The organism is Streptomyces sp. CA-278952 (assembly GCF_028747205.1).
Taxonomy (GTDB): Bacteria; Actinomycetota; Actinomycetes; order Streptomycetales; family Streptomycetaceae; genus Streptomyces.
In genome coordinates this window covers 5711048-5725612 of sequence record NZ_CP112880.1, presented here as the reverse complement: position 1 = coordinate 5725612, position 14565 = coordinate 5711048, and the positions used below count along the sequence as shown (strand labels likewise).

The following is a 14565-nucleotide window of genomic DNA, read 5'->3' as shown; positions in this document are numbered from 1 at the left end:
CTCCGGCGAACTGGTCGGCGGCGGTGCAGGCGGCGTCCAGCTGGATGAGGAGGGCGAGCATCTGCTTGCCGAGTGCGTCTTCGATCAGGGGCGGCTGGTCGGGCGTACTCGGCGCGGAAGACTTCGCGGAGGCGCTCGGCCTCGGGAAAGCGATCTCGACCACCGGCTTGACGTGCCCGTAGAGGCGGTCCCGGGTCAGGTCCAGTGCGGCGAACAGGTGCCGTACTCCGCCGTAGCGGTTGTAGGTCGCCCGGCGCCGGCGGGGCTCCCGGTCGGGGCCCCTGTGCTTGCCGCCGGGTTCGGCCCACTGCCGCCCGGGGTGGGGCATCAGGTCGAGAGGCTCGAACTCGTCCATGCAGAAGACGACCTCGCGCTCGCCGGCCTCGGGTACGACTCCGCCGTCGGCGATCGCGCAGAGGTGCTCCACGTGGGCCTACTTGGGCAAGTCCTACTAGCGACGTGCCGCGAGTACGTCCCGGAGTACGTTCGCGAGCGTGACGCGGGCCAGCTCATGTCTCAGGGTCTCCTCGACGCCCTCGTAGATGCCCTGCATCACCGGCTGGATGCCGTAACCCACCACGCATCCCTGGTCCGGGGTAGTGCGGTGCATCGCGAACAGGGGGCCGGGTTCCACGGCCTCGTACACGTCGAGCAGGGTCATCGACTCCAGCTCGCGTGCCAGTGACCAGCCCGCGCCCACACCCCGCCGGGACTCCACGAGCCCGGCCCTGCGCAGCTCGCCGAGCAGCCGTCTGATCACCACTGGGTTGGTGTTCGCGCTGGTCGCGATCTGCTCGGAGGTGGCGACCTCATGGCCCTGGCGCTGGTAGAGGCCGATCCAGGCCAGCGCGTGGGCGGCAATGGTCAGCCTGCTGTTGGCGCTCATGGACTCATCCTCTCAGCCGCAACGATTCATGTTACGACGGCGCTCGCCGTCGTAACAGTGAAGGTTGCAACAGCGTGTCGTAACAGTTAGCGTTACGACTGCTGAGAAGGGTCTATCAACGAGGTGAGAAGAATGAGCAAGCCACTCATGGGCAAGGTCGCCCTGGTCACCGGGGGGTCGCGCGGACTGGGAGCCGCGACCGTACGGCTGCTGGCCGATCAGGGCGCCGACGTCGCCTTCACCTACGTCAGCTCCGAGAATCAGGCGCAGGCCGTCGTCGACGAGGTGCACGGCAAGGGAGCCAAGGCCGTCGCCTTCCAGTCCGACCAGGCGGCCACGAGCCGAGCGCCGGTGCTGATCGACGACGTGGTCGCGCACTTCGGCGGCCTGGACATCCTCGTCAACAACGCGGCGATCTCCGTGGCCGGCGCGGTGGACGACCCGGACGCCGACACCGCCGCACTGGACCGGATGCACGCCACCAACTACCTCGGCGTGATCGCTGTCATCCGGGCCGCCTCCCGAGTGCTGCGCACAGGCGGCCGCATCATCACGGTGAGTTCCGGACTGGGCTCCAGGGTCGGAGCCCCCGGCGTTGCCGACTACTCGGCGACCAAGTCGGGAATCGAGAGGTACACCATGGGTGTCGCACGCGACCTCGGGCCCCGGAACATTACGGCCAACGTCGTGGAGGCCGGACTGATGGAGGGCGGCATGCAACCGCCGGACCCCGAGACCCTCAAGGTCCTGGTCAGCTCGCTGTCCCTGCAACGCATGGGGCGCCCCGACGAAATCGCCGCGGCGATTGCCTTCCTGGCGAGCCCCGCAGCGTCGTACGTCACGGGCGCGGTGCTGGACGCCCACGGCGGCTACAACGCCTGAACCCGAACCCCTGCCGCGCACCCCGAAGGACATCGCGCCTTCGGGGCGCGCACCGCCGACGACCCGCGACAAGGCGTACGACTCCACGACGTCTTCGTCTCGTTGGCTTGCGGCCTCGGGCGCAAGCGCAAGATCGACACACGTTGAGAGGAACACAACGCCCCCAACAGCCGTGGGACCGTTCCATGACGCCCCCACGAAGGCGTCGCCACAAAACCCCAGGTCAAAGCCGTTCAAAACTCGTCTTCGACGCGCGAGGACCTGCGTTCGCCACACCCCCGTGAGGCGCACGCCACACGCGAATCGCCACCCGTAAGCCACGTACCCCCAGGCCAGAACGATTCTGCCTGGGGACGCTCGGTGGGGCGGGTGGGACTCGACCTCATAAGGGTGACGGCTCTCACCTGCAGCTTTACTAAAGCGACCGATTTATACCCCCGCTTCGCTCCAGTTGCGTCCTACTCGATCCCGCTCGATCGGAAGTGGTGCAGCGTTCGCTGCACCACCTTTCCGACGCCTCTTGAGGTTCAGAGCTCCGCATTCCCCCATGCCCGACCCCGCCGAAGCAGCAGTCGTGCAACAGCATGACGCCGCCGGAGAGTGGGATAGCACGGCGGTAAGCCTCGGCAGCGACAGTCACGCTCTGCCACGAGCGGGTCGACCGAGGTGCCGGGCCCGGGAGCGGGATACCAGGCCCTCGCGTAGTTCCGCGCTCCTTGGAGGGTCGTCCCGGGCCTTGTGCCGTCGTCTCTGTCCGCCCCACCTGCTCGCTCGTCCGTCGCCGAGCGCCTTGGCATAGGGACGTCCTGTGTCACCAATTGCCGCATCTAGAGGTGACCTCACCTCCAGCGCGGCAACCATTGGTCACCTGCTGGCCATCAACCGCCTGCGCAGCCCTCCCGATCGGGCCGTGCAGGACAGCCACACGTCAGACACTCGGCAGCGAGCTTTTGGCCAGGCACCAGCTGTCGCCTGAGCCATAGCATTCCGTATGTTCCTCGGTAACGATCACGCTGATGGGGGGCCATGGCCTGGGACGAGTGGAAGCAGATCAAGAACGATGTGGCCGCCCAGCGCACGGACTCCATGCGACTGAACCAACTCGCCCCGGCGGCAGGAGGCGGCAGCACCCCGAATCTCGCCTCAAGCCCGCAAAAGAAGCAGGCGGCGGCGAAGGCCATCAACGAGGATCTGGAACCCGACGTCGAGAGGGACGGCAAGCACGCCACCGAGAGCGTGACAGCCGTGGTCAAGGAGTTCGGTGCCAGGGACGGACACGGCTGGGACACTTCGGGTGCGTTGAGGAAAGCGCACAGGACATGGGAACAGCAGGTCAAGGCGCTGCTGGGTCGACTGTCGTGGGAGAAGCACGCCCTGAGCAAAACGGGCATCGACCTCCAGAACGACGACATCGGCATCGGCTCACAACTGGCTCCGCCGTCCCCGATCGACAACTACTGACCAGCCGACCGACCGCCCGGGGGATGCGTGCCGACCTATCACGAAGTGATGAGCAGCGACCTGTCCAAACTCGCCGACGCCGCTGACAAGTGGGGAGAGATGGCGGGCAAGTTCAAGACGATCGAGAAGCAATACGAACGCGATGTCTATGGCATCTCACTCGGACGGTCGTGGGTCGGCCAGAGCGCCGATGCCGCGAACTACAGGTTCGCCGTGACGCTCAAGGAGCTGCAAGGGGCTCAGAAGGAGGCCAAGGCGATTGCGTCCATCCTCCGCGATGCACACACCCAGCTGGCCGCCCTCCGTGGCAGGGAGAACACCGTGTGCACCGACGCCATCAAGGACGGCATGCGCATCTCCGAGAAGGGCGTCGTTTCGTTCGATACCGAACAGCTCAGCCAGAGTGCACGCAGTGCGTACGTGCATGACCCCGGCTACCAGGAAAGCGTGCGCGCTCAGGTGACCCGGTGGGCCGATCTCCTCCACCGCGCGGTCCAGGCGGTCACTGACGCCGACGACGGCATCAGGCTCGCCCTCGCGGCCGCCGTGGTCGACTCCGACATCATGGACGGGACCATGAACGGCTTCAACAGAAGCCCTGCAAAGAGCCCCTATCCCTCCCTGGAGGAGGCTGGCAAGGCCGCCAACATGCCGAAGGGGAGGACCGCCGTGGCGGAGTGGTGGCGTGATCTCGATCCGGTGACGCGCGGCATCCTGCTGCGAGAGCGCGGCGACGACCTTCGAGAAGCAGGGATCATGGCCCCGCTGTACAAGTGGAGGCCGGCCGACGCGGGCTCGGGACCATTCGACACGGAGGCTCCCACCGCTCACGACCTCTGGGTCCTGACGCAAGCTCAAGCCATCGCCACAGGCGGCGATGTCACAGGAGAGGTCGCGGCATCCCGCAACATGCAGCACTATCTCAGTGGCACCGGCGAGCCGCTCGACCTCGATGTCAACCGCATCCTGCACGACGATTCCAGATTCCGGACCGACGTGGGCACGCTTCACATCGCCGAGAACCAGGAAGCATGGCGTCAGAAGGCCCTTGATGAGTTCGAGAAGGCCGGCGGCGACAGGACGGTCGTCGTTCCCGTGGAGAGCCAGGCGATCGGGCGGACTTTCGGTGAGGACGAATGGTTCCACGCGGTCGGGTCGCACCAGCAGAACGTGTCGGGCATGGTCACCGTCAGTCCGGGCGACGGCGGCAAGCCACAGGTCTCGCTCGACTATCAAGTCAATGTGTGGGACCGGTACAACTGGGACTCCGGGAAAACGACGACGTTCCCCGGTGGTGTCACCATTCCCGACGACGATATGGGGCGACTGCACAAGGTGGGCTTCGCCCAGGAATTCGACATGCGCGGTAGCAGCAGCACCTACACCCAGGATCTGAACAGTGGCTCAGCCCCCGGGGTGGCACCGGCGGACCCCGGGCGCGAAGGATCCCGCGGGGACGTCTCGCGCGGCGACGAGGAGAACCGGTGAACGACCGATCTGCCCTGAGGCCACGGCTGCTCGCGGTCCTCGGGGCCGCCCTGCTGCTCACCTCCTGCTCTAATGCCGACGGGGGTGATCACCGGACGACGGACGGGCGCGCCTCGCGCTGGGAAAAGGCCCTGGGCGCCCCGGAGGCGTCGGCGTTCATGCAGCTGGAGGTGCCCAAGAGCGCGTCGGAGGTGAAGGGCGCCGTGCAGATCAACCCTCGGGAGGACATCTACCTGCTCTCCTTCGTCACCGACGAGAAGACCGCAGTACGAGTGGCGGAGGACCTGCGTCTCGAGGAGCCCCTGCGCGTCAGGAACGAGAACCTCCCGTCCCCCACGGAGCTCTTCGGCCATCTCGGCCTCGCCGAGCCTCAGAGCAAGAAGGGCGTCCGTTGGGCCGGAGTCTGCCCGCCTTGCGTGGGGGACAGCCGCCGGACCGAGGTTCAGTGGATCGAGATCCACATCCTCGAACTGGATGCCGGCACAACCCGGGTGTACTTGCAGGCGTTCTGACCGACCGGGAGACGCCTGCGCCGCCTCGGGGCCCGGGACCTGGCGGCCGGCTCGCGTGGGCCTTCGTGTCTTCGCCAGCGTGGACGAGCATTCCTGCTGCTGGGCACTGTCACTTCCCAGCAGTACGCGGTCACGCCAGCGGCTTCGAGCTCATCGACCTGGCGCGTGGGCAGGTCACCGCCCACGCGCACTGGCACCGGCATGAGGGCAGCGTCTGTTGCCCGTCGGGCAAGGCCCCGTCACCGTCTGGCGGGTAGGCGACGACGGCACCCTTGAGGCGGGGACCCCACGCGTCACTGCCCGAAACCCGCGCCCGGAGGGCACCGCGCCACTACGCGCCCGGGACGTTGGGCCCGCCGGCACCCAGCCGCCTTGCTGGACAAAGAACGCCGGTCCGGCCCGTCCCAACTCATCCCAGTGCCTGACGCCCTCAGCCACATGCTGACCACAAGCGTACAGCGGCGCTGTTCGGACTCCAGCGACTGCCGGAGAACGTGCCGCGATGAGCGGTCTCGAATCGACCCGCAGCCGTGGGATCGCTCGTAACCCTCCCACCGGCGCGGGACCACAAAAGCCCAGGTCACCGTCGCACAAGGCCAGTCCCAGATGGCTCAAGAGCCCCGTTCGCTGCACCTCCGTGCCGCGTCCGCTGCACGGAAAACGCCCGAGAAGAACGCGTTTCCCCAGGTCAGAACGATTCTGCCTGGAGACGCTGGGTGGGGCGGGTGGGACTCGAACCCATAAGAGTGACGCCTCTCACCTGCGACGATGCCAAATCACCGACATAGCCACCCGTTTCCATCCCGCTGCGTCCCCCTCGATCCGGCTGGAACGGGGGACCGTGCAGCGTTCGCTGCACCAGCCCTTCTTCACTTCAACGCGACCACAGCCCTCGATGCGTAGGGCGGAGCCACATTCGAGGGGACTACGGATCACCCCGGGCTACGGCGAGCTTCGTGAGTCCCCTGACCCCCTTACCAACCCAGGGCGCGGCTACGTTGCGTAGCGGACGGCACGACGGCGAACACATCAGGTCGTGATGTCACCAGGGGTGCGACGTTCGGAAGAATGCCGCGCAGGTGCGGGCCACCAGTGCGTCGCGGGCGATGCCCTCCTTGCATCAGCGCACCGCCGGTGTGTTCCGCCCGGCCGGGCGGAGCAACATCGCCGAGGGCCCACCCATCACGGGCGGGACATAAGTGTGTTGCGGCAAAGGGAGTCCCTGCTCGGTGAGCAGGGACTCCTCGATGGCGTAGCGGACGTGTCGGGCTTCGAAGTAGCCCGTAATGACGTGTGGTTGGCGTTTTCGGCGGTGGAAGGATCTGCGGGTCTCGGCGGCGGGTTCGGTCCGATTCCTGGCCCGGCGGGTCTGGGGCAGGCTGCGTCTGAGGTCGGCGTTGACGAGCTCGTCCGGGTCCATCTCGGGTGAGTGCGAAGGCAGGAGGTGCAGCTCGATCTTGTCCTTGTGGTCGGCGAGCCAGGCCCGGACGGTCTTCGAGCGGTGAGCCGAGTGAACCTTCCGGTCGAAGTGTTCGACGATGCGGGCGAGGAAGCGGCACAGGACCGTCGCGTCGAACGACTCGGTGAAGACGATAAAGTGCATGCGGCCCTTGGTGCTGATCGCGGACATCGCGTTCACGGAGAACCGGTTGCCTGTGCGGCGAACCATCGGAGTCCTCCCCTTGACGCCCCAGGTGCGGCCAGTGACCCGGTCGGAGCGGATCCCTACCTGGTCGGCGAACAGGATTTGGACGGCCAGCGGGCTCGTCTTCGTCACGCCGACGGACGGCCGATCGACTCGGCCAACACGACCCGCCGCTTCGATCGACTCCTCGACCGGTCCGGCCTCCGCCGCATCCGCTTCACGACCGACTCCGCCTGCAGCGCCGAGCCGTCGACACCCTGGGCGACAGCCTCAGCGGGCCGACGACGACAACGACGACCCGCTTACCGCAGCCGTCGTCCGCCGACGTTGCCCTCAGCGTCACCGTCAAAGCGCACATGCCCACGACAACAAAAATCTCCGTTGCCGTGAGCATGTGCGGATAGTAATTCTCGACAGAAGCCCTACCGAACCACGGTCACTGGAGCAGTGATCGCATCCTCTCGGCGATTTCTGCGGCTGCTGCTCTAACTTGCTCGTCACTCAACGTACCCGCAGGCGCATCAGAAGCGCCCGCATAGTGATCGTTGGCCACATAGAACAATTCGGTGGCGACCTCATACTGCTCGTGCGACGGAAATGGGCCCGGGTAGTTCTTGTACAGCGGAAGGCAGACTACCGAGAACTCGGCCGCCGAGATCCTTCCTTCTGCCACTGCTGACGCGAGCGCCAAGAACGGTTCCAGCTTGGCCATCACAACTTCCCTTGTTCCATGAGGTACCGGAACTGGTCCGATGTCGGATCCGATCTCCAGGCACCCAGCATCTGACCGGATTCAAGGTCGACCGATACGTGACGTCCTGTATTTGGGTCCACGTAGTGCCGCGCCGCGGCTCCCCGATAAGTACCTGCGATCTGAAGGTTTCCTGGATTCCCAACGAAGCTCTGCAAGGTATTCACGAAAGCCTGCTTGGTTGCCTTGCTTTCCTTTCCGGTGATCCCGAAGTCTTCAGCATGCTTGAAATGGTGAGGAACCTTGTTCGAATCGATCCAGATCGATCCACAGCCGGGGCCGCTATTGTGAACGAGTACCGGCGTCTCGCCCGCCAGCACATAGTACGTATGCAACCCGGCGACCGTGAGGTCGAAGGTGCGGCCGGTCGTACGGTAGTGCCGGACATTCTCGACGGTCGCGACCGTTCCGTCAGCAGTGAGCAGCCGAGTGCCGGACTCGAGATCGGCGGCGTTCACCCATGCCTGGGCGTCCGGGTTCCAGAAGGGGTGGTGGTCGGTGGCGGTGATGCCGGCTTCGCCGTCGGGGGTGGTGACCGTGAGGCGGGTGTAGTGCTTGTCGTCATCCTTGGTGATGGTGGCGACCACTTCGCGGGTCTGTGTCCGGCCGGTCACGGGATCGGTGGCGAGGACTTGGTCGCCGACCTCCACCTGTTCGATGGGTTTGCTCGTGCCGTCGGCCATCGCGACCTCGGTGCCCGCCACGAAGCTGTGCCGGACGGGGCACGTCGCCAGCTTGGCGGCGCCGGCCTGCTTGCCCGCCTTGAGCAGCTTGGCTGCCTTGCCGATCTTGGTCCAGGGGATGATCCCCACCGCGGTCCACAGACAGCCGCTCACACTGCCATGGGCACAGTCGATGGCGTCCTGGATCCCGAACAGGTCGATACCGGGCCGCACCCAGCCGAGGGCGTGGGCGGCGGCGCAGACCTCGGAGCCGGAGTCCGACTGGCACTGCCCCTCGGACCAGCGCATCACCTGGGCCTGGTAGTCGTCCCACAGGTCCTGGTAGCCGGAGCGGTAGTTCATCTCCTTCGGCGTGGGGATGCGCACGCCGGCCAGGAATATGGGTTCGGGTTCGGCCACCGGCTTGGAGGTGGGCTTCGGGCCCCGGCCCGCCGAGGACTTGGCGCTGGGCGGGGACCAGGCTGTCTCGCGTACTTCGTAGGCGACGCTGCCGTCCTGGTCGTAGCAGTTGTAGTGCGTGCAGCCGGGGCCACTTCCCTGTCCCCAGACGCTGTCGGGATTGTTGTAGCTGCAGCCGTCGCAGTACAGGCCGGTGGGGTCGGAGCCGGCTACGGGTGAGTGGTTGGCATAGGCGTAGCCATTGATCTGCTGAGGACTGGCCGGGTCCATGATCGGGTCGACGCTGATGAATCGGCCGGTCGACGGGTCGTATTCGCGCGCTCCCAGGTGGGTCAGGCCAGTGCTGGTGTCGGTGGTGCCACCGACGAATCCCTTGGTTCCCGGCCAGTGGGCGGGTGTCTGGCCGCGTGGACTGCCGAAGGGAGTGGTGCCGCGTCGGCTGATGGACATGTCCACCGAGTCGACGGCCAGTTGTCCGGTGCCGTGGTGGTCTCCGAGTGTGAACGAGATGCTGCCGTCGTCGCTCTGGACCGCTTGGTTTCCGCCGCCGAGGTCGATGTAGCGCGTGGCCTTCGGTGTGGCGGTCCCCTTCGCCAAGGTGATCTCGGTGGAGCCGAGGTAGAGCGTGGTCTCGGTGGGGGTGCGGCCGATCAGGCGCTGCCCCTCGGTGTCGTAGAGGTATTCGGTGACTTCGTCGGCGGAGCCTTCGACAGGCTTGGTGACCTTGGCGAGATGACCTTCCGCGTCCCATTCGAGGGTCTGCTGGTCCCCTTGGAGGGTGCGGGTCCGGGTGTTGCCGGTCTCGTCGTAGGTGTAGGAGTCACGTGAGGTACCGTTCGGGCCGGTCGCCGTGACCGAGGCCAGGGTGTGCGGCTGTGCGGTGCCCGGGTCGGGGTAGTCGTAGGTGCGGTAGGTGTCCTTGGAGGCGTCACCCGCGATGTCGTGCCGGGTCTCGGTGAGGCGGTTGCCGGCCTTGTCGTAGGTGTAGGAGTTCCAGTACGGGGCCGGACCGCCGACCGAGCTGCCCGAAGGTGATTCCGCGCAGGTGGTCGTGGCTTGTGTCCACTCGGTGGTGAGCCTCTGGAGGTGGTCGTAGGTGAAGCACTGGGCGTCGGTGCCGGTGCGGTTGACGTCCGCGACGCCGAGGATGTTGCCGGCCTCGTCGTAGGTGTACGTGGCGAACTTGTCGACGCCGGGCTGGTCCTCGCGGTCGACCCTGCTGGTCTCCAACCGCTGGGTACCCCACTGGTAGGTGTTGTCGACCTGAGTGATCTTCCCGGCCGCACCGTTGGTCAGCTGTGTCTGCAGGGGCTTCCCGGTGTAGCTGTACCCGGTGACGGCCTTCAGGCCCTGGCTGCCGGTGATCTGGACCGGGCGCAGCGTGTCGTCGTAGCCGTAGGTGACACCCCCGCCGGACAGTCCCCCGGCCGCGGGGAAGCCCGTACCGGAGACGGTTCCGTCGGTGTTGTAGCCGGTGTTGAACTGGTAGCTGCCCTGCAGGGCGCCCTCGGCGGCGGGAACGGTGATGCTGGTGCGTGTGGCACGGTAGAGCTGGTCGTAGTCCAGCACCTTGGTGGTGTAGGCGGCGGAACCGCTGTAGCGGGTGGTGGCGGCGAGGAAGCCCTTGGCGCCGGAGACGGTGTCGTAGGTCCAGTCGGCCAGCAGGGTGCCGGTGGCCGAGCTCTCACGCACTTCGGTGCGGCGGCCCAGGTTGTCGTAGCCGTAGAAGAGCTTGTTCTTGGTCTTCCTCGTGTTGGTGGACGAGGTGCGCTGGCCGCGGTCGTCGTAGGTGCTGGTGGTGGTGCCGCTGTCCGGGTCCTTGCTGGAGACGTTCTGTCCCCGCTGGTCGTACGTGTGGGTCCAGGTGTTGCCGGCCGGGTCCGTGACCTTGGCCAGCTGCCCTGCGGGGGTGTACTCGTAGCGGGTGGATTCGTAGGAGGCGTCGGCGTTGCGCGAGTGGTGCTGCCGCATCTCCGTCGTCATCCCGCGGGCGTCTGTCAGGGTGGTCGTGGCGGCGCCGCCCACCGGCGGGATCACGGTCGTCCGGTCGCCTCCGTAGAGGGTGCGGGTGGTGCCGAGGCGTTGCCCTCCGTCGCCGTTGCCCGCGATCTGGGTGGCTTCGGTGAGGCGGCCCAAGCCGTCGTAGGTGTTCCAGCCCTGAGTTTCGACGCTCATGGCGTCGTCCAGTTCGAACAGCCCGGTCTGCGGCGCTCCGGTGGTGTAGTAGGGAGCGAACGTCTTGGTGGCCAGGCCCCGGTCGTCGTAGAAAGTGTCCGTGATCAGGCGTCCGCCATCGGGGCCGGGCAGTTGTGCCTGGCGGGGACGGAGGAATCCGTCGTAGAGGGTGTAGGCGGTGAGCTGAACGGAGTTCTTGCCCAAGGTCTTGGAGGCTACGGCGACCGGTTGGCTCTCCGCAACCGTGTAGGTGTACTCGTGGTTCGGCGTGTGGTTGCTTGCCTTGGAACGGTTGGGCAGCCAGACCTTCAGGGAGCGCCCGAGGGCGTCGTAGGTCAGGTCCGTGCGCAGGTTGTTGGTGTCCAGTTTCGTGACGGGCAGGCCGCGCAACGGGTCGAGCGTTGTCCTGGTGGTCTGCGCGGAGGCGGCGTCGGTGGTTCTGGCCGGCGGTGTGGTGACCGTGACCTGTGTGGCCCGGCCGGTCGCGGGCGTGTAGGCCGTGGTCGTCGTGCGGCCGTCGGCGCGTGCAGTCTTCGACACCTGTGCGCCGGCCGCGTCGAAGACGAGCGTTGCGGTGAGATCGGTCGCTTTCAGGGGCCGGCCGTAGCCGTCGTGGGTGGTGGTGTTCTCCAGGTACGTGGCGCGGCTGCCGGTGTGTTCCTTGAGCGTGGCGGTGTGGGTGGCGTCGCCCTTGCTCGGGGCCGCCCCGTGCGCGCCGTTGTCGTAGGCGGTGCGTGTGTCGGCGATGACCGCCTTGCTGCGGTCGACGTCGGTCGCGGTGCAGGCGGCGGCCACGGTCTCGACACGGGCGGGCAGGGACAGGATGTTTTCGGTCGTGTTGGTGGCGTACGTGGTGCGGGTGCACTGGTCGTCGTTGGGGAGGGAGGTGTCGGCGAGGTCGTTCACCTGGGCGACACGGCCCGCGACGGTGTCGTACGTGGTGAAGGTGCTGGTCTCGCGCCAGCGGTCACCCGTTCCCTTGTCGAGAGAGGTGAGAACGCGGGTGTTCGACGCGCCGGTGAAGTTGGCCGTGATCGCGCCCCAGGAGCGGGTCCGCTTGGCCGTCTCGTGGTGCCACGGCCTGCTGACGGTCTTTTTCAGGACCTTGCCACCCGGGGCGGAGTACACGGCGGACTTGTACTCGAAGCCTCCTGCGGCTTCGTGGTCGGTGATCGGCTCGCCCTCCCCTGCCCCCAGGGAGACGGACACGTCCTTCGTGCCACCCGAAGGGGCTTTCCGGTCGCCGTGCATGCCGCGCAGGAAGTAGTGCTCCTCCTGGGATTTCATGGCGCCGACGCCGCCGGTCTGGACACGGACGTGACCGTAGCCCCGCCACTGGGACCAGGTTTTGAACTTCTCCTTGGTCAGTCCGTCGTCGTCGTCGAAGTGCCAGGCGGCGTCGCCGAGGTAGGTGTAGCGGGTGATCTGGTCCGGTGCGGTGCCGGTACGGTCGGTGAGGGTGACGGCATCGACGACGTACTTGTTGAACCACTGCCGGGTCGGGTCATCGGTGGTGCTGCCGCCGATGTACTGGGGGAAGCAGCGGGTGGTGTTGGTCTGCGGGGTGGGCAGCGCGTCCCAGTCGCAGGCGGGAGCGGAGTAGTCGACGCTGATCTGTCCGCCGTACTCGTCGGAGATGTCGGAGAGGCGTTCCTTGATGAAGGGGGCCTTGCCGTCTCCGGTCCGGTCCAGCCGGTTGGCCGCCTGGGCGTAGCCGAATGTCGTCTTCGGCAGGGTGACGGCCGGGGTCGCGGTGTGGCCGGTGTGCTGGATCGAGGCCAGGAGCAGTTGGTAGTCGACGTCTGCCATGCCCCAGCGGTGGCCGAGTTTCCAGGAGTCGATGTCGGCGTAGGTGCCGTCGCTCCTGAGTACCTGGGTGGTGATCGAGGCCAGGCGCTTGCGGGTCCAGAAGGTGGGTGACAGCCGGCCCTGGTCGCAGGTGGTTCCCGAGGCGCAGTGCATGTCGTACGGGGTGTCGTACCAGTGGAAGGACGTGTCGCCGATGGTGTCCGCGGCGCAGGTCACGCCTGTTACGGGCAGGCAGCGTTCGGCGTTGGTGAAGTCGACCTTCGCCAAGGCCTTGTCCGCGTAGAGGTCGGCCGACTCGAGGCCGTATTCGATGCGGTCGAGGGAGCCGCCGCGTGTGTAGGGGGTGTCATCGGCGTCCTCGAGGTTGCGGCCGTAGGAGTTTCCTTCTTTGTCGTAGTAGTACGCGACGGCGTTGCCGCGGAGGTCCACGGCGTAGTCGAGATTCCACCGCCAGGCCTGCTGGCACCATGAGTCGGCGAATGCCGTGGCGTGGCACTTGTCGCCGCTGTCGTCGCCGTAGACCGGAGCGGTCCAGGTGGAGTCGGTGCTCTCCTTGCCCGTGGCCCAGCCGGGCAGCCTGTGGTAGCCGAAGTAGTAGCGGGTGCCCTCCGGGGTGGTCAGCTCCCAGTACTCGCCGTCGTTGTCCCCGTTGCCGCGGGCCTTATCGGTCAGTCTCTTGATCTTCGTGCCGTCGTCGCTCTGGAGCCTGAACGTGTCGGTCCCCGTCGGGACCAGCTCCCCCGCCTTACCGTTGAAGGAGATGAAGGCGTTGTCGTAGCCCCAGCACAGGTCGCCGGGAGTATGTCCGTCGGCGTTCTTGATGTCGTCGTCCGCGCACGGCTTGTAGCGGCGTTCGATGGAGCCGGGCCACAGGTCGAATCCGTCGCCCACCCAGCTGGACTGGTTGTTCGTCGTGCCGGTGCGGCCGTCGATACTGCCGGAGGAGTAGCTCATCCCGAGGATGGGACGCATACCGCCGGGAACGTCCGGTACGGGAATGTCGTAGGACCAGGTGAAGTCACCGGTGTTCACGTTGGTGTGCCAGGCCGCGGACGGCGAGAGCGGGGTGGCGGTGTAGTCGCCGGCCTCGCTGGACACACCCGCTGCGGCGGCCAGCACGGTCACGGCGCCTGTCTCCAAGGCCAGATCGGTGGCGGTGAGCTGGTGCTTCTCTGGGTCGTTGGTGGCTGTGACGGGCCGGCCGGCGCGGCAGTTCGGCTCGGCCGGGGTCGTCAGGGAGCAGGCGGGCAGCTCGACCAGCCGCATACGTGAGGCGTAGGCGCCGCCGTAAGCCTGAGCAAACGAGGCGTAGTCGACCCGGACCCCGGTGTTGACCGTGTCGGCCTGCTTTTCACCAGAAGGAGCCGCAGGCGTGAGGGTGAACAGCAGACCCTCGACGCCCGCCTTCGACGCCTGTTCCCGGCCGAGCACACGCACGGCGGCCGATTCTGCGGCTGGCCGCACGTTCTTCTGCCGGGCCGCGGTCGGCGACGGCGCGGTGAGGGCGATGGGCAGGTCCCCGGCCTGGCGGGCAGCCTGCCCCCTGCCCGGAGCCATCACGGTTGCCGTGCCGGGCCGTGCCCAGGCGGCTCTGGGCTTGCTCCTCGGAGAGGTGGGCGCGCCGTCGTCGATACGGGGATCGGTCTTGGCGGTGTGTCCGGTCAGTGGCTTCTCGGAGGTCGGCAGCCCGGGCAGCCCCGTGCCGTCATCAGCGTTCGCCGGGGCGGTGATGCCCTGGAGGAGTGTGCCGACCAGGACGGCCGACACACTCAGGGCCACCCGTCGGCGAAGCACGATCCATCTGCGAGATCCGGCTCTGCCGTTCATTCGTCGTCGTCCCTCACTGGATCCGGCCACGGGCACGGCTGCCCGGT

8 protein-coding genes and 1 pseudogene are annotated in these 14565 nt (G+C 67.0%); 4 read left to right on the top strand and 5 right to left on the bottom strand.

The annotated features are described in order from the left end of the window. Positions 1–160 precede the first annotated feature (160 nt). A pseudogene (locus tag N7925_RS36230) lies at positions 161–433 on the bottom strand (IS630 family transposase); the annotation flags it as partial. A gap of 18 nt (positions 434–451) precedes the next feature. After that, complete coding sequence (locus tag N7925_RS25595) at positions 452–886, bottom strand: Rrf2 family transcriptional regulator (protein ID WP_265601776.1); 435 nt, start codon at positions 884–886, stop codon at positions 452–454. A gap of 132 nt (positions 887–1018) precedes the next feature. Here N7925_RS25595 and N7925_RS25590 point away from each other — a divergent pair, with 132 nt between their 5' ends. From N7925_RS25590 to N7925_RS25575, 4 genes are all read left to right on the top strand, one after another. Next, the gene (locus N7925_RS25590) at positions 1019–1768 is read left to right on the top strand and encodes an SDR family NAD(P)-dependent oxidoreductase (RefSeq protein ID WP_265601775.1); all 750 of its coding nucleotides are present in this window, start codon (positions 1019–1021) and stop codon (positions 1766–1768) included. Positions 1769–2794: 1026 nt separating this feature from the next. After that, positions 2795–3229, top strand: coding sequence for a hypothetical protein (locus N7925_RS25585; protein WP_274345283.1), 435 nt, complete (start codon positions 2795–2797; stop codon positions 3227–3229). Between the two features lie 48 nt (positions 3230–3277). Further along, positions 3278–4717, top strand: coding sequence for a hypothetical protein (locus tag N7925_RS25580; RefSeq protein ID WP_274345282.1), 1440 nt, complete (start codon positions 3278–3280; stop codon positions 4715–4717). Then, positions 4714–5229: a hypothetical protein gene (locus tag N7925_RS25575; RefSeq protein WP_274345281.1), complete on the top strand. Its 516-nt coding sequence runs from the start codon at positions 4714–4716 to the stop codon at positions 5227–5229. The genes N7925_RS25580 and N7925_RS25575 overlap by 4 nt, the downstream gene beginning before the upstream one ends. Positions 5230–6349: 1120 nt before the next feature. Here the strand turns inward: N7925_RS25575 and N7925_RS25570 are convergent. From N7925_RS25570 to N7925_RS25560, 3 genes are all read right to left on the bottom strand, one after another. After that, a complete protein-coding gene (locus N7925_RS25570; RefSeq protein ID WP_274345280.1) occupies positions 6350–7006 on the bottom strand; it encodes a transposase in 657 nt (218 codons plus the stop codon). Between the two features lie 304 nt (positions 7007–7310). After that, positions 7311–7586, bottom strand: coding sequence for a hypothetical protein (locus tag N7925_RS25565; RefSeq protein WP_274345279.1), 276 nt, complete (start codon positions 7584–7586; stop codon positions 7311–7313). Continuing rightward, positions 7586–14518, bottom strand: coding sequence for a polymorphic toxin-type HINT domain-containing protein (locus N7925_RS25560; protein WP_274345278.1), 6933 nt, complete (start codon positions 14516–14518; stop codon positions 7586–7588). Before N7925_RS25560 ends, N7925_RS25565 begins: the two co-directional genes overlap by 1 nt. Positions 14519–14565: the final 47 nt, after the last annotated feature.